General features: G+C 40.4%; 19 protein-coding genes. 3 read left to right on the top strand and 16 right to left on the bottom strand.

All coding sequences use genetic code 11. The annotated features are described in order from the left end of the window. Nucleotides 1–341: 341 nt before the first annotated feature. From FFM84_RS00385 to FFM84_RS00335, 11 genes are all read right to left on the bottom strand, one after another. Complete coding sequence (locus FFM84_RS00385) at nucleotides 342–1,853, bottom strand: FtsK/SpoIIIE domain-containing protein (protein ID WP_165450334.1); 1,512 nt, start codon at nucleotides 1,851–1,853, stop codon at nucleotides 342–344. A gap of 591 nt (nucleotides 1,854–2,444) precedes the next feature. Beyond that, on the bottom strand, nucleotides 2,445–6,395 hold the full coding sequence (locus FFM84_RS00380) for a bacterial Ig-like domain-containing protein (RefSeq protein WP_130846063.1): 3,951 nt from the start codon (nucleotides 6,393–6,395) through the stop codon (nucleotides 2,445–2,447). Nucleotides 6,396–6,478: 83 nt separating this feature from the next. Further along, nucleotides 6,479–6,850, bottom strand: a complete 372-nt coding sequence (locus FFM84_RS00375; RefSeq protein WP_130846064.1) for a KxYKxGKxW signal peptide domain-containing protein — start codon at nucleotides 6,848–6,850, stop codon at nucleotides 6,479–6,481. Between the two features lie 489 nt (nucleotides 6,851–7,339). Continuing rightward, nucleotides 7,340–8,014: an ABC transporter ATP-binding protein gene (locus FFM84_RS00370; RefSeq protein ID WP_130846065.1), complete on the bottom strand. Its 675-nt coding sequence runs from the start codon at nucleotides 8,012–8,014 to the stop codon at nucleotides 7,340–7,342. Nucleotides 8,015–8,025: 11 nt separating this feature from the next. Beyond that, a complete protein-coding gene (locus FFM84_RS00365) occupies nucleotides 8,026–9,093 on the bottom strand; it encodes an ABC transporter permease (RefSeq protein ID WP_130846066.1) in 1,068 nt (355 codons plus the stop codon). Nucleotides 9,094–9,274: 181 nt separating this feature from the next. Then, nucleotides 9,275–10,720, bottom strand: coding sequence for a hypothetical protein (locus FFM84_RS00360; RefSeq protein ID WP_130851820.1), 1,446 nt, complete (start codon nucleotides 10,718–10,720; stop codon nucleotides 9,275–9,277). A gap of 259 nt (nucleotides 10,721–10,979) precedes the next feature. Then, the gene (locus FFM84_RS00355) at nucleotides 10,980–12,023 is read right to left on the bottom strand and encodes a WxLIP family cell surface protein (protein ID WP_130846068.1); all 1,044 of its coding nucleotides are present in this window, start codon (nucleotides 12,021–12,023) and stop codon (nucleotides 10,980–10,982) included. A gap of 72 nt (nucleotides 12,024–12,095) precedes the next feature. Continuing rightward, nucleotides 12,096–12,707 carry a WxL domain-containing protein gene (locus tag FFM84_RS00350; RefSeq protein WP_130846069.1) on the bottom strand — a complete coding sequence of 204 codons (612 nt, stop codon included), beginning with the start codon at nucleotides 12,705–12,707 and terminating at the stop codon, nucleotides 12,096–12,098. Beyond that, nucleotides 12,704–13,075, bottom strand: a complete 372-nt coding sequence (locus FFM84_RS00345; RefSeq protein ID WP_130846070.1) for an EF2685/EF0750 family sortase-dependent surface protein — start codon at nucleotides 13,073–13,075, stop codon at nucleotides 12,704–12,706. Before FFM84_RS00345 ends, FFM84_RS00350 begins: the two co-directional genes overlap by 4 nt. 131 nt (nucleotides 13,076–13,206) lie before the next feature. Continuing rightward, nucleotides 13,207–15,912: a BspA family leucine-rich repeat surface protein gene (locus FFM84_RS00340; RefSeq protein ID WP_130846071.1), complete on the bottom strand. Its 2,706-nt coding sequence runs from the start codon at nucleotides 15,910–15,912 to the stop codon at nucleotides 13,207–13,209. A 471-nt stretch (nucleotides 15,913–16,383) separates the two neighbouring features. Then, nucleotides 16,384–17,328, bottom strand: a complete 945-nt coding sequence (locus FFM84_RS00335; RefSeq protein ID WP_130846072.1) for a zinc-binding dehydrogenase — start codon at nucleotides 17,326–17,328, stop codon at nucleotides 16,384–16,386. Nucleotides 17,329–17,419: 91 nt separating this feature from the next. Between FFM84_RS00335 and FFM84_RS00330 the strand changes: the two genes are divergently transcribed. Beyond that, nucleotides 17,420–18,223, top strand: a complete 804-nt coding sequence (locus FFM84_RS00330) for a MerR family transcriptional regulator (protein ID WP_130846073.1) — start codon at nucleotides 17,420–17,422, stop codon at nucleotides 18,221–18,223. 212 nt (nucleotides 18,224–18,435) lie between these two features. On the opposite strand, the gene FFM84_RS00325 is transcribed toward FFM84_RS00330, so the two are convergent. The 3 genes from FFM84_RS00325 to FFM84_RS00315 all read right to left on the bottom strand — a co-directional run bounded on the left by FFM84_RS00325 (nucleotide 18,436) and on the right by FFM84_RS00315 (nucleotide 20,531). Beyond that, nucleotides 18,436–19,257 (bottom strand): SDR family NAD(P)-dependent oxidoreductase, encoded by an 822-nt coding sequence (locus FFM84_RS00325; protein ID WP_130846074.1) that lies wholly within the window; start codon nucleotides 19,255–19,257, stop codon nucleotides 18,436–18,438. A 25-nt stretch (nucleotides 19,258–19,282) separates the two neighbouring features. Then, nucleotides 19,283–19,885 (bottom strand): NAD(P)-dependent oxidoreductase, encoded by a 603-nt coding sequence (locus tag FFM84_RS00320; RefSeq protein WP_130846075.1) that lies wholly within the window; start codon nucleotides 19,883–19,885, stop codon nucleotides 19,283–19,285. A gap of 67 nt (nucleotides 19,886–19,952) precedes the next feature. Next, on the bottom strand, nucleotides 19,953–20,531 hold the full coding sequence (locus FFM84_RS00315; protein WP_130846076.1) for a TetR/AcrR family transcriptional regulator: 579 nt from the start codon (nucleotides 20,529–20,531) through the stop codon (nucleotides 19,953–19,955). Nucleotides 20,532–20,693: 162 nt separating this feature from the next. On the opposite strand from FFM84_RS00315, the gene FFM84_RS16020 reads away from it, so the two are divergent. Continuing rightward, nucleotides 20,694–20,834 carry a hypothetical protein gene (locus tag FFM84_RS16020; protein ID WP_165444319.1) on the top strand — a complete coding sequence of 47 codons (141 nt, stop codon included), beginning with the start codon at nucleotides 20,694–20,696 and terminating at the stop codon, nucleotides 20,832–20,834. 262 nt (nucleotides 20,835–21,096) lie between these two features. Here the strand turns inward: FFM84_RS16020 and FFM84_RS16365 are convergent, their stop codons facing one another. Further along, nucleotides 21,097–21,225 carry a P-loop NTPase family protein gene (locus FFM84_RS16365; RefSeq protein ID WP_263854334.1) on the bottom strand — a complete coding sequence of 43 codons (129 nt, stop codon included), beginning with the start codon at nucleotides 21,223–21,225 and terminating at the stop codon, nucleotides 21,097–21,099. A gap of 401 nt (nucleotides 21,226–21,626) precedes the next feature. On the opposite strand from FFM84_RS16365, the gene FFM84_RS00310 reads away from it, so the two are divergent. After that, a complete protein-coding gene (locus FFM84_RS00310) occupies nucleotides 21,627–22,505 on the top strand; it encodes a DMT family transporter (RefSeq protein ID WP_130846077.1) in 879 nt (292 codons plus the stop codon). A 61-nt stretch (nucleotides 22,506–22,566) separates the two neighbouring features. Here FFM84_RS00310 and FFM84_RS00305 read toward each other — a convergent pair whose 3' ends face one another. Then, nucleotides 22,567–23,073: a MerR family transcriptional regulator gene (locus FFM84_RS00305; RefSeq protein ID WP_130846078.1), complete on the bottom strand. Its 507-nt coding sequence runs from the start codon at nucleotides 23,071–23,073 to the stop codon at nucleotides 22,567–22,569. Nucleotides 23,074–23,083: the final 10 nt, after the last annotated feature.

Raw genomic sequence — 23,083 nt, 5'->3', positions numbered from 1 at the left:
ACGTTATATCCCGCAATTGCTAAAAATTGCCGGCTGATTTTTAGCTTGTTATCGCTTTTAATCTTGGGTGCAGCAGTCACTAGCTACCGATTGTTTCAGACCGCATCAAAAACATAATTGCGCAATCACAATTAAAGTGAATCCTCAAAATTGAAAAAATTCAATTTTGAGGGTTCACTTCATCAATGGGTCTATTAGTCAAATTTTTGTGTCTTATTCTTATTCAGAATGTCAAAATTCAAGCACACACTTTAAACGCTCTACCAAATCAATCTATTTGAACATAATTATTAAACTTTATAACTAATTGCTGTTAGTGTTTTAGCATCTGACATTGTCATCTATTTTTTAACCGCATCACACGCAAATGCATATTCATGTTTTGATGCTCGATCACAACTAATAGTTGGTATTTTAACAAATTGGCTGCTCGGAAACTTAGCTAATATCTTTTCTACTTCTACACAATTAAGATCAAAGTGTTCTGCTTCATCAATGTTGGAAGTTATGGATGCTTTCTCATGAATTAAAGCTACCTGGGACTTAGTCAAAACATTTTGGAATCCATCTAACTTACTTAGATACCAACCGTTAATAATTTGCAATAGTCGCCAATCGCTTTTTCCCTCTTTGTCTAACTTTCGATGCATAATTAGTTGACCACGTTCTAGATCACGTCTCATCTCAGTCTGTGTTGATTCACTTTTCTCATTAGAAAATACTTTCCCAGCTTCTTCCAGTGAAACTTCAACAACACCAAATACATTGGCCTTTTCCGCTGACCCATACCAATTTTCAAACTTTATTTTCGCCTGTATCATGTTATTTGCCATAAGCAATATGCAATCAACCTGAGGTATCCTTGCGAAGACTCTAAATATTTTTTGTTCAGCTTTTAAGGTTTTGGTTTGATCGTTCCATTTAAAATCATAACCATAGTGATAGCTATAAAATTTTACTGTCAAATCATGATTTAACTTGATCAACTCTTGATTTGACATGTATAGTCCATAACCATGCATCGGATGTTTTGTATCACCATCCACCGAAGCATAGAACTCGCCTTGCTTTTCAATACGAGTTAAATCAATTTTACTCCCCCACATTGCGACTTCGTTTTCAAAAGGATTGCTCAATTTTAAACTAATTCGATCAACGATATCTTGATTCATCACTGCTGGGACATCCTCATAACGTGCGAATCGTTCTGAATAAACCATCCTAATGCCGGCAACTCGTCCAAAACGAACTAGGAATGCTAGCATCTCATTTGCGTCAAATTCGTCATCCACTTTTATCTCTGTATAGTGATCAATTACAAGTAAGATTTCTGGCAAAGTATCGACATTTTTGGAGTTGTACTCAGAAACCGTTGTAGCCGCACTTTTCTTCAAGATTTCAATTCTTCGCTTAGTTTCCTTAACCATTTGTTTTATGACCGCCTGAGCATACACCATATTTGTATGGATACTGGCAGGTTCACAATACATGAACGGATTGGAGGTTTCTAACAAGCTAGACTTCAAATAATCAAAATCTGATCCGTAAGATATTATTGCAACACGTAAATCGCTTGGGGAAGCATTTGTCATTACGCTCTGAACAAATGTGTGTAGTAGCCGTGTTTTTCCAGATCCTGTCATCCCATATAACAACACGGCCGGATGATCGTCGTTCAATTCAACATTCACATTATGACCATTATCGTTGCACCCAATAAATCCAGAAATTATTGACTCGTTATTAGATGCACCTAGATCATCCCGTTGGTCATTGAGATCTTCAAAATGCATTTTTCTATTAGTACGACTTATATCTCTTTTTTTACCTGTCTTAAAAATCTTTTTCAACATGACTGTTACTCCCCCTTTATCCCTACTATCTACAGTGCCATCTTTTTGATCAAGTATTACAGACATTTATTTTCTCGATTTGCGATCTACTTGTTGATGACAACTAGAATAAATTAATCATAAAACTTGATCCCAAGAATATTTCAACAGCCAATTTTTTCACCCAACTATTTCAGAAGTTTTTGACACTAAACGATAACAGTCTTGACAACAACTACTAGTAATAGACTTTTTTAAGTGGCAAACATATGAAATATTCGTCACTCGTTAAGTTACACATATTAAACACAATAGTACCCGACCCAATATCAGTATTTGCACAACTAAAAACCGAATGATCATCGACTATTTCTCTCATGATTCCAGAGAAGCATAACCCCCAACAAACTCAATTAGCCAAGATCCTTGACTGCAAACGGCACCAACTAGCATACGTTTTAACTATAAAGCCCATGTCACATTATAAAAATGACCTGACTTGGTAAACACACACCAAGAGCAGGTCATCTCCTAAAACTAAATATAGATTTGTTTAGTGTAGATCATTTCATCACTAATACATTGATTCATGTTCAAACAAAAATCATTAAATTAGCGTAATCTGCTGCGTTTACCAAGATACCAAGTAGTAGCGCTCAAACCTAAAAGGACTAATCCTAACAAGCTTATGGCAACATCATCAGCATCATTTGTTTGTGGCAATGCACTCATTTTAGGTTTCATTGATGCTGTTTGTTTTTTTTCACTTGTGGATACTTGTTTCACTTGCCAACTCAGGCTCTTGGCTTCAGTAGTAGCTTTTTGATAGCGACTAACCGTTTTATGGGTCATCACTGGTGATTTTGAAATCTTAACACCCTGCTTCTCTACTACTAGGTTTCCGCCATTATGACTAGTTGTAGTCGGATGACTCGGATGATTATCGTTTGACTGATCAATCGGCCGTGCAACAACATAGATCGTTGCTGTTTGTTCGAACTGATTGCCAACTCGATCATCATATTGATAACTAACTCTATAGGTGCCAACTTTTGTTAAATCCACCTGACCAATAATTGTCACATTCTTTAACTCGATAGGCTTACCAAGCGCATCAGTACCACCGGTAAAATTATCAGCCGGGTTCCAAGTTAATTGATCATTTTGTACTACTGTACTATCATGAACAATCAATCCGCCTTCACTAGCAACTACTTTAACTTGTACAGACTTAACAATTGAATTACCCAACGTATCAGTATACTGATACGTTACTGTGTATTGACCTAATTTGGTTAAATCGACATTGTTCGTTGTTTTAATGGACTGGAAATTAATTAGATTACCATTCTCATCCATCGCACCGTCGAAGTTATCACTAGCTTGCCACTTCGTCTTTGGTCCCTTGATTAGCGTACTATCATGACCATTAATCACACCAGCGGTTTGCTTAACGGTAACCGTTACTTCTTTGGTAACCACATTACCGGCCGCATCTGTGTATTGGTAACGAATACTATTTTGACCCGCTTTGCTTAAATCAACATCACCAATTACTTTAACGTTACTAAAGTCTAACGGCTTTCCATTTTCATCTGTCACACCGTCAAAGTTATCGCTAGCTTGCCATTTCGTCTTTGGTCCCATAATTAGCGTACTATCATGACCATTAATCGTGCTACCTGTTTGCTTAACGGTAATCGTTACTTCTTTGGTAACCACATTACCGGCCGCATCTGTGTATTGGTAACGAATACTATTTTGACCCGCTTTGCTTAAATCAACATCACCAATTACTTTAACGTTACTAAAGTCTAACGGCTTTCCATTTTCATCTGTCACACCGTCAAAGTTATCGCTAGCTTGCCATTTCGTCTTTGGTCCTATGATTAATGTACTATCATGACCATTGATCACACTACCTGTTTGCTTAACGGTAATCATAACTTCTTTAGTAACCACATTGCCAGCCATATCTGTATATTGATAAGTTACTGGATAAACACCCGGTGTTGACAGATCAACTGTACCAATAGTTGTAACCGCCGCAAAATTTAGTGACTGACCCGTTGCTGTCATTCCACCATCGAAATTATCTTTGGCACTCCAGCTTGTATAAGGCCCTTGAATCAACGTACTGTCATGACCATTGACCGTACTCTGTGTGGCAACCACTTTAATTACAATGGTAGCCTTCACTGTCCGACCAGCTGCGTCCGTGTACATATAAGTAATCGGATATTGTCCAACAACTTGTGGATTAACTGTACCGTTTACAATTAATGCGGTCGGTGAAAGCGGAACATCATTACCAAATGAGTCAATCGCCCCATCAAAACTATCACTAGCCTGCCAAGTTTGAGTTGGCCCTGCAATTAAAGTGAGTCCGTGAGCTTGGACACTAGCCTGATTTGTAATTAATTGATAATTCAATTGATAAGGTCCGTCGTACTTAAACATTGGGTCATCATTAGTTGCTAATTGCGTCAACGCATCGACAGCTTGTTGAATAATTGCCAAATCCGTTGCACTAAACACTTGAGTCTGACTAGTCGTCAGTCCCATTTTATTCAAGGTTTCGGCCAAAGTTAGTTTAGTCCCACTATCTGTTGCAAAATACGACTGAGCCAAATCTATCCCATATTGACCACCAATGACAACTACCTTAGCCGGAACGAATATCTGGGTAATCGTTTGTACTGGTTGATCTGGATAGTTAATTAATGTGTGATATACAACTGAATGATATTGAAGATAGATGCCATTGCCTTGCAATAAATCTGCTAACGACAACGTCCCCGAAAGAGCCATACCTTTAGTGGTATCAGCCGAAGCCATAAATTGATAACCAGCAATTGCGACGGTATTGGCTCGCCCAGTATATTCTTGACCAACATCCGGATTGCTAACACTGGTAATTAACTCTGTAGGCGCTTGCAACTCATGACCGTTTTCATCGAGATAATGAACCATAATTGGTTTGAAGACACTCACTGTAATCGTTTGTTCACTAACATTCCCAACAGAATCTGTATAGCGATACGTGATCGGATATTGATTGGCCTGATTAGTATTAACAGAACCAACAACCGTTACTTGACTAAAGTCCGTCAACACTTGTCCATCAGCAGTCGTAAAGCTCGTAAAATTATCAGCTGGATTCCAAGTTGTCCCCACTTTCAAATGACTATCATGAGCATTTATCTTGGCCTTTGAAGAAACGACAATTACTTTAGCTGTCGCAGTTGTCACATTTCCTTGATCATCATGATAACGATAAATCACGTTATATGTGCCCGGCGTTTGAACATCTGGCGTCAAATTTGTTGTTAACTGGTTCATCGTCAATGGTGATCCATCTGGACCAATGGCCGTGGTTAAATTATCGCTTAATTGCCATTGTGCCTTGGGCCCCGCAATAATTGGCACCGTCGTGTCGTGCGCAATCAAACTTGTTTTCAATTCATCAACATAGACTTGATAAGTGTTGCCGGCAACACCATTGCTAACATCACTATCCGACACAAACAACTTGCTCGGCTGATAAGCCATCGTATCCGTCAAAAGGCCACTATTAACTGTTAACGAAGGTTGATAATACTTATTGGTTGCCAGTCCCAATGCTGATAATGAATCAATTAAGCCTTTTCGTTGATATGTCGCGCCATCTTGACCGGTGCTCGTGATCGTCTTAATTACCTTACCAGTCGTACGATCAATAATTTGATAACTGTCTTTAACCTGTACATGCGTATAGGTCACAATTCGGTTAATACCATTATATGAAATACCCATTAAATATTGATCAGGTATATTAGTCCCTAACGATGCTGAACTAATCGCTGGATACCCAGGCCCTCCCGAACTGTAACTACCGGCGCCAGCAAATATAACATCTTTACTAGCAATTTCACTATCGTTATTAGCGTTAAATTGGATGCTTGCTGGTGTATTATTCGTGTCCGCACCGGTAGATACGGTTAAGTTGAGAGTTGGCCATGATCTAAGCAACAGTTCCGATACTCTTTGAGCACCATCATTTGGTCGGAAATAAAAAATTTGTCGGCCATCAGTCGTATTGTTAAATTGGTAAACATTCAAGGAATTAAAATTAGCATAAATACCGGTTGCTGGTAATCCTTTAACAAATGCATCGGCGCCAGCTTGAAAATCTGCTAAAGTACCCGTAATGCTATTCGGTAAGATAACGTAAAAACCATATAGTTGTGTGTTTGCTACGTTACCATTATACGGATATAACTCTAACGCTGCCTTAGCATTATATAGAATATACTTTCCGTTTGGACTTACAAAGAAGTTTACTGGTTGAGGAACACTTGATAAAGTTGGTGGTGTAACAGTTGATGCTACTGCCGATGATCGTAAGTTTTTTTGTGATGTCGTAGTAACAGCACTAGTCGTCGTGGCTGAACGAATGCCTTTTTGTTCAGCCACCGTCATTGCCGTGGAACTGGCTTGACTAGTCACTGCCGATGCACTAGTTGCTGAGCTTGCCGCCGAACTAGCTTGACTAACTACCGTGCTTGTTGATGCGCTAACCAAACTGCTCTGATTACTTGTACTTTGACTGGTAACAACATCAGCTGGCTTAGTTTCCGTACTATTCGCTGAAGCTGCCTGACTTGTTACTGACTGAGCTGATGCCTCACTTGCCTTACTATCATGACTAGTAACGTTAGATTGCGACTGATTTGATGAATAGTCGCACTTTTTGCGGTATCACTAACCGAATTAGTACTAATAGCTGATGACGTCGCCTGGCTAGACGGATTAGCACTAGTAGCCGATGTCACAACCGCTTTAGCATCACTAGCAGTCGTGCTCTCGTTAATTGATGTATCTGCAGTGCTATCCGCATGACCAATGAATGGTTGGTACGCTGACAGTCCTGCTGTCAATACCAATGCCGTAATACTACCAACTAGCCATCTCTTTCCTGACTTGTACAGTTTATAATGAGTAACCCCATTTACTACCATAAATTGTTGTTTCTTCATGTCATCACCCCATGCAAATGATTAGTTAAGTCATTTCCTAACTCTTCGGCCTAACATCAAAATGATTTAACAATCAATGTTATCAATTAATTTTTTTGTCGAAGTAATAATAGCACAAAAATAATCGAATGCATATATATTTTGCAACCAATAAATGAATAAAGTACTTAATTTTTCTGCCATTATCAGTTTAAATCAATAATCAGAACTTATAATTTCTATTATCAAACCACCTTTCGTCAGCATTAGATATTATATTAAAATCATCTATGTAATATTTAAAGGTGGCATTTTATTTACAAAATCCTAAAACGGTTACTCAGATAAAGATTGTTACGGTTAACTATCTAGCTGTGAACGTTTCCTACTTTGCACAGTTTTTCATAGAATTTAAAATTTTTTCGAATATAATTTAGCCAAAAAGGTAAAGTGAACCCTCAATATTGGATTTTCCAATTTTAGGGGTTCACTTTAATTTAGAATCTATTCTCACGATTTAGACATCACCCCATCTTCAATCCGATAAACCACGTCACAGTCACCAATCAAGCGCTGATTGTGCGTTACCATAATAATGGCTTTATGATGTTGATGCGCTTCTTGCGCCAGGCGGGCAACCACATCTTGTGAACGGGCTACATCTAAACTAGCCGTCGGTTCATCGGCCAATAAAACGCTGGGGTGATTATAGAGGGCTCGCACAATTGCCACGCGTTGTCGTTCACCACCCGATAACTCACTCGGATAGGCATTGCTCACCTTAGTTAGGCCAAATTCTGTCAGTAATTTCTGAGCGTGTTCCTGCTGAAACTTGCGTCGAGCTACCTTATCCACCAGTCGTAATTGTTCGGTCACGGTTAAAAATGGAATTAAGTTTGAACTCTGTAGGATAAAGCCAATCTCATTGAAGCGATAAGCCAATCGCGACTTTTCACTTTGCGATGTTAATGGCACGCCGTTTAAGCGAATCTCACCATTAGTCGGTGTTTGCAGGCCGGCCGCAATCGTTAAAAAGGTACTCTTACCAGATCCTGATGGCCCAATAATTGCCACAAATTGACCAGGATAGATCTCAAAGTCAGCGCCTTTCAACGCGTGCACCGTGGTTCGCCCGTGCCCAAAAGTCTTGTCGACTTGATGCAGTGACAATGTCGGTGTTGTCATAGTTATCCCTCCTAACCAATAGCGACAACCGGATCAATTTTAGCAATGGTTCGCCATGATAATAATGCCCCCAAGACGGCTGCAACTAGTAACGCAGCACTGTAAATGCCCATTTGCAACCAATCAATGGTAAATGGCAAGGCCGCTGGCATGACCTGAGCGAGTCCTACAGTAATCAGCAGGCCTAGTGCAATACCCGCAATGGCCATCACCATGCTTTGTGTTAAAATTGCGGCCAAGATGTGCTTGGTGCCAATCCCTTGAACTTTTAGGACTCCGAACAAGGCCTGTTTTTGTAAAGTTAAGATGAACATGAAGATCCCGATAATCGCTAGGGCCATCACGAACAAGAAATAAATCATCGTATTTAACGTTAACTGTTGTGCTTGATAACCTGGCAATTTTTGAATGAATTTAGTGATCGTCAACTTTTCAAGTTCGCCATGTTGATCTGTTTTAAACTGACTACGCCGCGTCACAAAACCGTTAACTGGTTGATTATCACCACTAGTGATGGGCGCTGAACGTAATTGATTAAGGGTCGTCACATCGGTGTAGATTGTCGGCGCAATCGAGTACGTATTCTTGGCATAAACGCCAACAATTTTAACTGTCTTATCAGTTGTACCAATACGGACACGATCGCCAATTCGATATCCTTTGGCATAGATATCTGCCGAAATAATAATTTGATTTTTGCCGTCAATCTGATGACCACTAGTAACCTTAGGCATTAAGAAACTTTTACGAGCCGTTCCTAACGCACTAATCGACGTCTTTAACCCATCATTCTTCGTACGTAAAGTACCGGATAAGGTTGCGATTGGTTCTACTTTGTTACCAGTAATATATTTATCGTCAGCTAATTTGAGTTGTGAAGCAGACAAGTTTTGATTAGCGTCTTTATTCAAGTAAATGCTAGTTGCTTGCCAAGCATCGACTGCTTGCCGATTACCATACGCTAAACCAGATGCTAAGCCAGCTAGGCAAAAAACAACTAATGCAATTAATAGTAAGACACTTGTTAAGAGCGTATAACGTAACTTTTCGTGAGCCATTTCCTTTAATCCCAAATACATTCAAACCACTCCCTTCATTTTAATCTTAGTGTGAACCTTAGTATACGGGAAAACGATTGACGATTGCTAATGATATGAATAAGAATATTCACTTTTCAAAACAACCTAATCCTAAATTTGATGCATCAAAAAATTCCGTACTAGTTGAGATTAGTACGGAATTGCATTATTTAGAAAAACACTATTTGGCGGCTGTATCTTGTAAGGTCCAATTGACCTTCCCCTGATAACTACCAGCATATACGCTCGGTTGTGCCTCTAAAAAGATACCTTTAGTGTTTGACCAATCACTCGTAACAGTCTCAGTATTGGAACCGGTCTGTCGTGAACCTGAACCAATCAATACTGAGCTATTAGTCATGACCTGCTTATCGCTACCATCAACATATACCACATCACCTGCTAAATCATGACTACTGGATGTCATTTTTGATGCCGTCGCGTAAACTGACCAAGCGGACCCAACTTTACGAGTATCTTTGATTGCAACATCCCAGTTGCTAGTCGTCGGGACCAACGTTTCCGTAGTCGGCACAGCTATCGTCTTAAAAGCCATTGTACCGGATACCGTACTAAAACTGACACTCCCCGCGGTTTTACTAATCACCACATCGACTGGATCTGACTTAACGCCATCTTTAACCGCATAAATTGGTACAGTGACGGTATCATCATCAGCTAGTTCATCAATGATAGTTGCCAAGTCACTCTTATCACTCGTAAACGTGATATCATCACTTGTATTAGTTGTTTGATCAATAGCCGTCACTCCGGCGGCCTTAACTAACCAACTCACAATCTCAGCATCTGTTTTCGAATCCAATTCAGTAACATCATCTGGTGCCAACTGAATATCGGGGTTAGTACTGCTAATTTTAAGATCAACAGCGGGCTTAATACTTGCTGAAGCAGTACCAGGTTCATCATTGGTAGTCCCTGTTTCGGTTACTTCAACACTACTTTTACCCTTCAATGAACTGCCAACATCTAACGTATAGGTCAAGTCGCTGCCCACTTTTGTCGTCGCATCACTGGCATCGCTGGAAATGGTATCACCGGCAAAGGTTCCCTTACCAGTAATCGTGGTTGCATTATCCTTAATAGGATCATCATCAATCGTCGGCTTTAATGGATATTGAACAGGTGTCGGTATCTTAGCAACCGCTACTCTATCATAGCTACTTCTCGTCGTAATTTGCGAATATATTCCTAAGTACCAGTTTTGTGTATTTATTGATGATGTTAAAGAATGCTTTGTTGTCACATCGGTCAGACTAATTGAGCTAGGTGTTCCACTCGTTATTAAACTACTACCCGAGGCTGCTTGAACAGTACTCGTCGTAAACACCGCCGTTTGCGCTGACTTCAAACGATACTTAGAGCCAATGCCAAAAGTACCATTATATGTCGTTTGAATAACTGTGGTCCGTCGCGTAATCTTGCCGTCAGGTGCATAGTTGGCCGTTATATTTGTTAGTGTCGGATACGTGATGGTTCCTAGTGGATTAGTACTTGCTGTCTGACCGGTGCCATAAATTTGTTGATTATTAGTCACCAATGAACTAGTCACGTCAGTCATCGTATCATCTGCATGGGCAATTAAATTTAGACTACTCACAATCATCATAGTAGCAAAACTACTTGCTGCTATCCCAATTATCTTTTTTCGCTTCATTGTTGAATTTGTCTCTCCCCTAAATCGTAACAGTTAGTCTTTTTATCAACTGTTTATAATTACTGCATTACATAGTTTACCAGTTAAACTAACAAAAGACTATTACTAATTATAGAGTAGTAAAATAACCAATTTTATCGACATTAATAAAGACACCTATAGCCAAAAAAGACCCAGCCAACTCGGCCAGGTCTTTCATAACGATGACAACTTACTGCTTATCTTTAAGTTGCGCTTCTAAACGTTTAATTTTTTGTTGCTTACGATGAATGTACCAAGCAATCAGCAATAACAGGATCGCCAATAGCCCAAGGCCGATCCACAACCACCAATTGATATGATCATCAATCACCGCGGTTTTATTTAATTGCTTAGCACGATCGCTTGTTATTTCAAAATCTTTCGAAAAAGTCCAATGTTGTTTCTTCGATGTGACCGACAACTTAGCCGTATATTTTCCTGGTTTTAATGCATCACGTCCAACTCGCAACGGCAAATTATAAATCGAGTTAGGTGCAATCTGTCCGTGTTGATTGACTTGCTTATAGCGCACTGTATCGCCACCGCGGCTATAAATTTTAACATCGGTTTTGACCTGATTTAAAAACGCTGCTGTTCGATTTTCCAAAGCTAGACTGATTTGGTTGTAGCCATTATTTTGGGTTGCATCAATCTTGCCCAAGGTCAATCGATTTTTGGTGAGCAAATGATCCCCATGCAAGACGACTGCAACAGAATAAGCATATTGGTTCTTAATGGCCATTGCACTCTTACTCTGTTGCTTTGCCGCCTTTTTCAAGAAACTCAACCCGCCAACCACAACCCCATGATACTTATGGATTGGCATCTTAACTTTAAAGGACACAATCTTACTAGTGCCTTTAGCCAAAGTTAATTTATCACTTTTGGTTGTAATTAACTGACTGGCTTTGGCCGGCGCATCAATATTCTTTCCCGCTGTCGTCGCCTGATATTCAACAACAGCATTAGGGTTAGTTGTCGCAGTTGCAACACCCGTATGCACGGTAATTTCTTGCGTGCTAGTATTTGTGACCTTAACAGCCAATGTCGTTGTCTGACCGGGCTCCAACTTCAAATCATAGTATGCAGCTGCTTTGCCGACTTGATACTTAGACGGTATCGGCGCAACTTCAAATCCAACCGTATTAGCTGATCCAGCATATCCCCAACTCAAACTAGCCAGTCCGACCAACAATCCGATTCCCAGCTGCCACCATCTTTTAGTTAACATCATTTCTCCCCCTAATCATGATTCGGAAAAATGACATTAACTAATCCTGTCTCTTATTTTTCCGATCAATATCTATTAGCTATTGGCTGGCGTTGCGTTTAAGCTCCAAGTTAAGGTCGTACTGTAACTCCCCTCAGCTCGTGCTGTTGTCTTTGGTACCATCAATTGTGACGCTTTAATATCAGCCACATTTTTACCATTCCCTTTACCCGTAGTTGCAGCCATCAAAGACTTATCGCTATTGATCGTATCTAAGGCAACACCGGTATTAACAGTTGCATCTGCACCAGTTGTCGAAGCATTTTGGTCTAAGACCCCATTTAATGTCAAAACGGCACCCGTCAATTCTTTATTCGCGGCAGCCTTGTCGTTCTTAAAGACATCATTTTGTTTAACACGTAAGTCCCAGCCAGCAGCCGTTCCCCGTAAATCGACTACCGAAACTGCGGCCGATTTATTGGTATTATCATAATTATCATCCGTATTAGCAGCTTGAATCTTGTTCGTCCCAAAATCCAGACTGGCTCCTGACAAGTCTGTATCACCATTATCAATGGTGATCGAGCCCCCTTCAAAACCAACTGTCCCATTTGATGTTTGTGGCTTAGCATCGTCTGCATTTGCTGCTAACCCCGAAGTTGCAATCAATGCTGCTGAGAATAAAAGTCCTAATAATGTTTTTTTCATGATAATGATCTCCTTTTTTTTAAATAAGTAATTAATTGCCAAATAATTAAAAGTACCAATAATCCAATCCCACCAATGAATGCCCGTAACCACCATTGCTCACTAGTTTGTGGTAACCATCCCGGACGCCGATGGTGCACAGCCTGACTATTACTCGATTTAGTGGGTACTGAATGACTGGATTTTGAGTTTTCAGTAACATTCAACTGATCATCATCAGTACCTTGAGTTGACGATTCAGTCTTGCCATTAAACCGAATGGTCGCCGGACTATCAGTCGTACTAGCCACACCGACGATCGGTGCTGACAACCACCCCCACCAAAGTAGGGTACTGATGATAATTGTGATGAATCCCCACTGCTTCATCAACACCACTCCTCGTTTAAAAGATTCAACTTATAAGCTTCACTATTATGCATCGCACAATAATAAATATACATAACTAATATTCACTAATTAACTAAACCTACAAATACAATACGAACTAGCCATTCTCATCACTGATTAGGAACCATTTGATTGATCGACCAAGTTATTGTCGCTCGATACGTATCCGTCAGAGCACGATCCGTCGGCACCTTTAAATACAACGTCCCAAGAGCTGCCTTTTCTCCAATCACATTGACATTCTCATGCGAAGTCGTTTGATGATTCTCAATAATCTGATTGTCAAATCCCGGAATTAAAACAGATTCACTACCAGTTTGTTGATTTTTATAACTGAGTGTTGCGGCTAATGGCCGATCAGTCTTTTCACCGGTAAATGCGCCTTCAAGCTTGGCCGTTAGTGACCACGTTGACCCAAGGATCCGGTTATCCTGAACACTTAATCCTGTGTCATATGTGGCATCATAACTTTCTGATTGACCGGTAATTTGATTATTCCCAAAGTTGATTTTTTCAGGCACTGAAGTAAACATAACATTTTCAGCCTTGTACGTTAATATAATCGTCTCATCTTTGTCCGTGAAGGTTCCTTTAACGCCATCCGGTTGATCAGGAAGATACCCCTCAATCTCGATTGGCTTGACATGATAAGCTTCGTCAGCTGCACCCGAAATCTTCGTATCTGGCGCCAACGACTTGCCATTAGCATCGACATACTTCACGGTAATCGTACTACCGGTGGCCCATTCGAATTCACCAACAATCGATTTACCATCATACTTAGTCATCAACTCAGTCGACGTATAAACCTTATTATTATTTAAACTGCGCCATCGACCAATGTAAGGTGATTCACGACTAGGATCTGACAAGTTCCAGCTTGTACTATTAAAGAAATTAAAGCCCTTACCTAACAAAAGGTGTTTAGGCGGCAGTTTGCCACTAAAAGTATTGGCATAACTTTGCGCCTGATTCGTATTCCAACCCGATAAATCCAATTTATCTAGATTGGTATTTTCAAAAGCTGCATCAAATTTAGTCACTTTAGCGGTATTCCAAGCGCTTAGGCTCAACGTTTTTAACCCTGAATCACCGGAAAACAACTGAGACACATCAAGTAATGAGCTAGTATTCCAATTGGTAATTGGCAAACTGGTTAATTGCGGATTGTCGGCAAATAATTGTGACATCGTCGTCACGTGACTCGTATCCCATTTACTAATCGGCAGGTTAGTTACCTTATTAACTTGTCTAAAGGTTTCCGACATGTTCGTCACTTTTCCTGTCTGCCAATTATCGACTGGTAACGTTGTGATACTGATCATACCAGCAAATGTTGCACCCAAATTTTGCACATTTTTGGTATTCCACCCGGCTATCGGCAGCGTTGTTAAACCGCTACAATCAGTAAACGTCGAATTCATATCGAAAACTTGACCGACATCCCAATTACCAATGGGCAAAGTTGTCAATTTAGGCGAGTTATAAAAAGTACCGCGCAATGACTGCATATTACTTGTCTTCCAATTATCAATTGGCAATGTTGTTATACTAGAAAGTTTTGCAAAAGTATAATCTAACGAATTAACCTGACTCGTATCCCAATTAGCGATATTTATGTTTTCCAAACTGGCATCTTCATAGAACGTAAGTTGCATATTATGCACACGCCCTGTTTGCCACTTATCAATCGGTAACGATTTTATCTTGGACATTCCTCTAAATGTTGCGGACATGACCATCACCTGCCGCGTATCCCAGTTGGCAACATCCAATGACGTTAACGAAGAACAATAATTAAACGTTCTAATTAAAGTGCCGACTTTACCAACATTCCATTTACCAACCGGCAGTGTCGTTAAAGAACTATCACCATTAAATGTATCTTCCAACGTAATCAACGAGCCAGTACTCCAATCAGCGACATTCAATGTTGTTAACTTAGCACAATCCTTAAATGTTGCAACCAGCCTGACCACTTGGCTAACATCCCAACCATTCAAGTCTAGTGTCACCAATTGCGAACAACCGGTAAACATTTGTGAGAGATCCGTCACACTCGTGGTCTGCCACTGACTAATCCCAGTGATCGTTGTTAAAGATGAACATTGATAAAACATGCCTTTAAAACTTTGAACCCTCGACAGGTTACGTTGTCCGAAATCAACTTGCCGCAACTGACGGTCTTCGTTGAATAGATATTCTAGGCTGGTCACATTAGACAGATCCACATTAGCTAAACCCTCAATAGTTGTTAAGTTAGCTAACCCCGCAAACAGGTAATTATAATTACTGATGTTATAGGTCGTAATTCGCCCCTCAATCACCACTTTTGAAACTTGCGTTGGATTATAGCCATTAGCGGTCAACGTTTGTGTAATCCAATTTCCAACATCAGTCCCAAATGAGCCACCACTTAAATGCAAGGTACCATTTGTATCCAATGTCATCGCAACAGTCCCATTGACCATCTCCGCTGCCCTAGTCGCTTTCGTCATAGCCGTTTCTGATTTTTTATCTTTTTCCAGCTTTGTACTTGAACGACTATCACTGCTTGCTTCTGAATCGGAATGATTATTCACTTTCTCATCCACAGACGAATCAGTTGCTGCCGATGATGTCTGACTACTAGCGGCACTCTCCGACACCGGTGTCGTATCAGAAAACACACTAGCAGTCGATGATAATTTTTTCTCGATGCTCGCTTGCGATTGGGGTACCGCCCGAATAATCGTTTGTGGTTCCGGGTAGCCAATCATGCCTATTGCTAATGCTAGACCGAGGCCGCTCCGGTACCATAATCGCCGGTGTTGCATACTCATCGCTCCTTTCAATTTATTAATTCTAACATCTCTGAACACTAATTATCTTACATTATTTTGAGTAGAGCATGATGATAAAAAGACTTACAATTTTCATTGATATCAAGATATGAAATTATCTTCAAAATATCATTAATTTAATTAACACTATTAATTACTAATACTTATTTTATCCAGTCTATTAAACTCAATGATTATTGCTCTTAATCACTGCGTTATCAACAATATTCAACGATCATAACCAAGAATCTATGCCGCATTGAAACTAAGCTTGATGGACTAGATTATTCCGTCAACACACAATCATGGTTTGCCGCTTAACCCCCTGTTGAACTGCACTTTTTTCCACAACAAATAAATTTTTTTATTTCGAACATTATTTCATTTTAAAATCAAAAAAGTGCGCTAGTACTTTAGTCCAATAAAACTAAGCACTAAAACGCACTTTCAATCTAATTTTTCTACTTAATCAGTCGTTACGATGACTTCACCCATTGCTGGATTGCGCATCACAAAATCATGGGCCGCCGCAAGTTCCGTTAACTTGAAGACTTTCGTGATTGGAATTTCAAGATGGTCACGATTAATCAAAGTAAACAATTCATCAATTAACGCTTGGTCAACGAAACCAGAATCATAATCAGTCAAATACCGATTTTGTAACTCAAATGGTGAGAAATCTGGCATGATCCATTCACCAGCCAGCAACCCGACAACACAACATGTGCCCCCGACTTGTAGGTGTTGCATGGAGTCTTTAACCGTGGCTGTACCAACTAAATCAACAATCCCATCAATCTGTTGGTCCGTCTGCAATTGACTATCAACATCTAATACGACCTCATCTGCTCCCAAAGCTTTAAGTTGTGCAACTCGTTCTGATTTGCGCGTCGTAGCCACGATGTTAAGCCCAATCGCATGGGCCAATTGAATCATTGCCAGACCAACCGCACTAGTCCCGCCTCGCACTAACATCGTTTGCCCTGGTTGTAAACGCAAACTCTTAATTGAGCCCCAAGCCGTCACAAAGGTTTCTGGATATTGGGCGAGATCGACCCAGCTGCCTTGATATTGAACCGAATAAAGTTGTTCATTGGGGACTAAGGCATATTCCTGATTACTCCCATCAAATTCACGACCAAACCCACCGTTTAACGTGATAACCCGTTGACCAACCGTTAGGGCTGACGCCGGATCAGTAGCCGCAATTTCACCAACTGCTTCCACCCCAATCACGCGTGGAAATTGAACACTGGGCGACCCGCCCTCACGCGTCAACACTTCATAGCGATGCACACCAAAGGCTTTAATCTTCATTACCGAATGCGTGGCATCCGCAACCGGCATTGGCCGATCAACTAGTTCTAAGACACTTGAATCGCCAGGTTTATTAACCACAACTGCTTTCATAATCGAACCTCCATTAAGTTAACTCATTTATTTCTACAAGGCTTAGTGTAAACTGTAACGTAAGGGACACCTCAAGGAGGAAACTGAAAAAATGTTAACAATTCGAAAATTTGCCGCTTTAGCTGGTACGACCCGGCGTACGTTACTCTTTTATGACGAGAATGAATTATTCAAACCAGCCAAAGTTGCTCCTAATGGCTATCGTTACTATGATTATGATCAGCTTTATCAATTAAAATTCATTTTACAATTACGTAAGCTCGGTTTATCAGTCAAAGATATTAAACACCTACAAGCACAGCAACAACCGGAAAGCTTGGATCAACAATTACAACAAACACTTGCCAAAATCCAATCTGAAATCACGAATTTAACTGAATTACAAACGGTGCTGACTGAACGTTACGAACATCCGCAATCTGCAATTCCAACGATGACGTTGACCCCAACCATTATTGAACGACCGGCTACTGATTTTTGGTGTTCATCACAATCTGTTGGCTGCACCGACGATGATATTAGTCAGCTTTATCAGGAATTTTATCGCTTAATTAATCCCCTGAAGTTGCTTAATAAACAAGAATCTGGCTTTTTAACTGCACTCAAAGACAGCTCACCTGAACACTATCCCGAAGCCAACTTCCGCATCATTAAAACCGTTAGCAATACAAAACAAACTACGGTACCCATTATTACGCGACCAGCCGGCAGATATTTAGTGATGACGGCATCCAGTGAACGCGTTGATATTATGGCCGCCTTAGCTAAGATTCAGAAAACTGTCCATCAGCAACAATTAAAAATCGCTGATAACTATTGGCAATTAAATCTTGCGGAACGCTTAACAACCAAGGCTAGTTCCAATCAAATCTCTATTGAATATCAATTGATTTAAACATAAAAGTTCTGAATGAGTCGACATAATTTCCATTCATTCAGAACCTTTTTGGCGCCATCTCCTCGTCAGTCTATTCAAAATCAAATACATCATGATTAGTGTAAATTGGACCGTTTTCGTTGGCTGTCTCTTAATCATTGGTAATGGAGCAACATTCATTTTGCCGATTAATCGTTGAACTCAAAAGCTTAATTTTCTTAACACCAACGCTAGCGAATGGCCCGCGCAGACATCCGCATGACCACTTGATGGAAAATTTCTGGATGAACACGTGCCATCCGTGCCATCATGCGATCACTAAAATTATAGTAATAACGCCGTTTTGCGCGCTGATCCGTTGCTGCCCGATAGAAAACTTTAGCCAAATCTTCTGAGGTTGCGGAAGAATGACTGCCCACATTAGTAATCATCTTTAAGGTGCCATCTACTAACGTTTGATAGGGTGTATTTGGTGAGAGGTTATTTTTAATCGATCCCATAGCAATCTCACTCCATGACGATGCGGTACCACCTGGTTCAACAATAACCGACCGTAGTCCGAATTGTCTGATTTCCGTGTCTAAGACGTCTGACCAAACATTCAAACCGTGTTTGGCAATATGATACCAGCCACCTAATGACGAATACATGTCACCCCCAATTGAGGAGATGTTAACAATCCGACCTGAACGTTGACGACGCATTGTCGGTAATACCAACTTCGTTAATTCGGTCGCGCCAAACAAATTCGTTTCTAATTGTTTATGGGCATGTGCTAAGCTCACTTCTTCTAATGGTCCATATTCGCCATAACCAGCGTTATTGATCAACACATCTAAGCTGCCCTCAACTTGGGCTGCGTGTACAAATGCCGCTCTTGAAACTGCGTCAGTAACGTCTAATTTTACTGGGTGAATCCCACTTCCAGTTGGAATCTTATCCACTCGTCGAGCACCAGCATAGACTTCCCAACCTTTTTGGGCAAACAACATTGTCGCCGCGTAGCCCATCCCACTTGAAGCACCGGTAATTAAAACTGTTTTCTTTTGCATTTTCATAATCTCCTTATAATTTCATTTAGTTTTGAATATATACTGATTCTTGATGGTACCGATTTTCACTCAGATTAGTGATCATAAACTCAGCTAGATCAGCCCGCGAAATACTACCTCGAATTGACTTATGCGGATAATCGCCATAGCGATAAGCATGGGTGGCCGGTCCGAACGTCAGCGTTGGCGGCTGAATAATCGTAAAATCCAATCCAGATTGCCGAACCACCTTATCTTGTTTCTCTTTCGTTACTAACATCGGATGCTTGCCTAATATCACCGCTCGCATGCCGAGACTTAATTGTTGACGACTTGCTGGACTAGTTCCGAATCCAGTAATGATTTCGACTCGAGTCACACCAACTTGCTTCATCGCAAGCAGAATATGTTCAGTCGGTTTCACCACGCTATAATCCCCCAATGAAATGACAGCCGCATCACTGCCAGCCATTGTTTTAGCAAGACTAGCAATATCGTCATAATCAACCGTTTGCCACTTCACTGCTATGCGCGTGTCAGCGGTATGCTGATGCCGACTCACTGGCACAACCGTATGACCTTGACGGAGCGCTTCATCAATCAGGTAATCACCAACACTACCGGTTTCGCCAAAAATAGTTATTTGCAAGTGTAACGTCTCCTTTTAATTAAACAATCATTTAGTTAAATAGCAAAAAATAAAGCGTTTCTTCACTTTATTTTTTCAAAATACCCTCAACGGCTAAATGCACGACTGCTTCCAGTTCATCCAAACTAGCAGTTTGTCCTACCGCCGCCCGCTCCGACAATAACATCATGAACGGCGCAAACAGTAACACCGTCGCATACTCAACATTAGTCGTTGTCACACAATCTTGCGCAATCGCTGCCTGCATCACCTCAACTAATGGTTTAGCCGAACGATTACCAGCCGCTCTCACTTCAGCGGTGACTAGTTTCGGATTAGCCCTAATCTCCGTCATGAAGTTCGCCTCTAATGGATAATTAGCGTACACCCGTGCAAAGTGATTCACACTTAAGAACAGCTTTTCTTCAATCGTTTTACCTTTATCAATGTCCTGCTGTAAATGATCATCAGCCAAAAGTTTGACCTTCAAATACAGTTGTGACAACATATCTGTTTTGTCTTTGAAGTAAACATACGGTGCACCAGAACTGACTTGGGCTCGTTTTGCTATCTTACCAAACGATAATCCTTGAATCCCCTCTTCCTTGGTAATCACAAAAACAGTCTGTTCAATCAATTGCTTCTTTTGTTCATCTATCTTTCGCATGTGTTTTATACTAAATGATCATTTAGTTATTGCCAATATTTTTCTAAAAAATTGAATTAGAAAATGACCGAATATTCAGTCCACTCAGGCTTATCTAGTATCTGGTTCTATCCTGTTTTATACTGGAACTTAACAAATAACGCTTCGGGCGAATCATTTATCATGAAAAGACTAGTTTATCTGACATTATTAGGTGCATCAGTCGTTTTGGGTTGCACTATCGCTGGATCAACAAGCGCACAAGCAAAAGCAGGGATCATTGCCGATACCAACAATAGCGCCACTAATCCAAGCATGCATTAAGTTGCTGATCAAGTTGCGTTAAAACTTCATTGATTCACTACAAAGCCAAACAAAAAGTCTGTCACGAGTCATTAATGACCTGATAACTCTTGACAGACTTCCTAAAATCAACTAAGTTTTAAACTTCACGTTTTCGAAACAGCATTAAATCCAATGCCAGAAAAATCACGATATAGATAATATTTCCCCAAAACAACTGAACATTCGACAATTGCGTCATTTTACTCTATTGATGGTACAGCTAATTGAGATGAAAAGTTCATCAGATTAATCGGATTCCATTTAAGCCAATGATATGCCCCTGCGTACAGTTAAAACTCACATTGTGTAGGACAACTTGATGCTTATAATTTTTAGTCAACTGTTTAACGACTAAAATCGGCTGTGTCATGCCAATCCCCCTCATATTGACTGAATCAAAGCTTTGCGTTGATTATAAGTCAATTAATATCAATTATCCGGTCATGACGCATTGAAACAACTTACTTTTACCAATTTGTCGCACAATCCAAAAAGTAACGGTTAACTAACTAAGTCATCAGTCACGATACTAAAAAAGCCAACACCCAATGATCTAATGACCATCGCTACTGACCCTACATGTTGGCACTCGCAACGAATATCCCTACATGTTATACTAAGTTTTTATCAGAACCAACACACCGAGAGGAAGTGTCACCATTGATCTTTTCACCATTAAATGAATGTGATGTTCCAGCTAACCGTTAGTCAGCGGTTAGTCCGCTGATGATTTGCTTGTTATTTAAAATCACATGCGGAGGAACATTAACTATGAAATCAAAAACACTATTAGGGACACTATTGCTCAGTACGGCCGCTATTATCTGGGGTGGGATGTTTGTCGTTGTTAAAGTAGTTGTCACAATAATTCCACCGATCCAACTGGTTTGGCTACGCTATTTAATTGCTGCAGTTATTCTAGGACTTACTTCATGGTTGCGTCATGAACATTGGCACTTTACAAAACATGATCTATACCTATTAATACTTATCGGTTTGATTGGTAATACCATTTCGATTGTTGCTCAAGAGACTGGGACTTGGCTATCCACCGCTCAAACCGGGGCCGTTGTTACCTCATCAACACCGACTTTCATGATTATCTTTGCCTGGGCAATTCTCCATGAACGCCTCACTCACCTAAAAATCCTATCGGTGATGATGGCAACCGTTGGTGTCATTATGATTATTGGCATCCACTTTCAAGGCAAAAATATATTTTTAGGCATATTATCACTGCTTGTGGCCGCCGTAACCTGGGCCTTAATGTCAGTTCTTGTCAAAAAAGTCTCACCACAATATAGCAGCCTACAAATCACTTTATTCGCAACCTTAGTGGCATTAATAGTGCTATCACCAGTTATCCTGGTTCAACGCCAGACTTTAATGTCGATTAATTTTGCTAATCCAATAGTTATTGGTTGCTTATTATATCTGGGATGCATTTCAACTGCTGTAGCCTTTATAATGTGGAATCAGGGACTACAGCTTATCGAGGCGAGCCGTTCGGGATTATTCTTTTTACTCCAACCAATTGCGGGTACCTTACTTGGTTGGCTATGCTTAGGAGAGACCATCACTTGGGGATTTTTCATTGGCTGCCTTTTAATCATTAGTAGCGTTTGGATGACAATTCGTTTTAACGATTAATCAGCCTTTATTTAGTAAAAAACGGGTACCTCAGCATGATAAGCTGAGATACCCGTTTTTGTTAATTCTTCGCTGGTACATCGACGACCTCATTAAATAATGCTAATGTCGTCGTATCACCAATTGCCATTAGATGTTGTTGGTATTGCCGGGCTAGGTCTGGATCAACCTCATTCGTGCCTGGCACAAAGTGAATTGTTTCCGTGCCAGCAGCGACTGCCGTTTCGTAATACCATTTTTTATATTGTAAATACGCCAAGGTTTCCTGCAAGTCCAAAATCTTGGTTTTAAGATTTTTTTCATGCTCAATCAGCAGTTGGTACCGTTCATCCAGACTCGTATCGCCTCGTAGTCGCAACTGCACAAACGTAGCGATTTCGTTGACCGGCACCCCGGCATTTTTCAAACACATAATTGTCTGCATCAAATGCAAATCATTAGCCGTGAATTCACGACGGCCGGCTGCATTGCGTTTCACAAATGGCAACAACCCTGATTTATCATAATAACGCAGCGTATCAATACTGACACCTAACTTTTTGGCAACTTGACCAATACTATAAACCATCACGTTACCC

The sequence above is a fragment of the Lactiplantibacillus mudanjiangensis genome (genome assembly GCF_005405385.1).
GTDB classification, from domain to species: domain Bacteria; phylum Bacillota; class Bacilli; order Lactobacillales; family Lactobacillaceae; genus Lactiplantibacillus; species Lactiplantibacillus mudanjiangensis.
Note: the sequence above shows the minus strand (reverse complement) of the source record. Positions and strands in the feature narration are given on the sequence as shown.